General features: G+C 51.0%; 1 protein-coding gene. It reads right to left on the reverse strand.

Going from position 1 to position 1,064, the window contains the following annotated elements; all coding sequences use genetic code 11:
- On the reverse strand, window positions 1-1,064 hold a 1,064-nt coding region (locus tag ACTXGO_RS16435; protein ID WP_443575005.1), incomplete at both ends, for a B12-binding domain-containing protein.

The following is a 1,064-nucleotide window of genomic DNA, read 5'->3' on the forward strand; positions in this document are numbered from 1 at the left end:
CGTACTTTGATGTACTCTTCGCGGGTTTCATCGAGCAGCTCTTGACGGTTTTCTTTGGAGAGCAGTTTGGTGACCACGCCGACCGCGCGCGAGGCATCAGCCACATAGATGACACCATCGTTTTGGTATTGTGGTTCGACCTTGACCGCGGTATGCGCTTTAGAGGTCGTGGCACCGCCAATCATTAACGGCAGGGTCATGCCGCGCTCTTGCATTTGCTTGGCGACGTAGACCATTTCATCGAGACTTGGGGTAATTAGACCCGACAAACCAATGATATCGACTTTTTCTCTGATTGCAGTATCAAGGATAGTCTCACAAGGTACCATGACACCTAGATCGACGATGTCATAGCCGTTACAGCCGAGTACCACGCCGACGATGTTTTTACCGATATCATGAACATCGCCTTTGACCGTGGCCATCAGGATTTTACCTTTGACTTCGCCCTCGACCTTTTCCGCTTCGATATAGGGGTTGAGCCAAGCGACGGACTGCTTCATCACCCGCGCTGATTTGACCACTTGCGGTAAGAACATTTTACCCGCGCCGAATAAGTCGCCGACGATATTCATCCCGTCCATGAGTGGCCCTTCGATGACTTCTAGCGGTTTGGGGTATTTTTTCCAGGCCTCTTCGGTATCCGCTTCGATAAAGGTAGTAATGCCTTTGACTAGCGCATGGGCGATACGCTCTTCAACCGTACCTTCACGCCAGCTCATATCGACGGTACTGTCTTTTTTCTTGCCGCCGTCTTGGTAGTTTTCGGCGACGCTCATTAGGCGCTCGGTCGCATCTTGACCGCTCTCGCCTTGATTGCGATTGAGCATGACATCTTCGATAGCGTCGCGCGCTTCCTTTGGAATATCGTCATATAGCTCAAGCATAGCGGGGTTGACGATACCCATGGTCAGGCCATTTTGAATCGCATGAAAAAGAAATACCGAGTTGATGGCTTCGCGAATCGGGTTACCTCGGAAGCTAAAGGAGACGTTAGAGACGCCGCCTGATACCATCGCATTAGGTAGGTTGTCCGTGATCCATTTTGTGGCGTTGATGAAGTC

The organism is Psychrobacter sp. T6-1 (assembly GCF_052258445.1).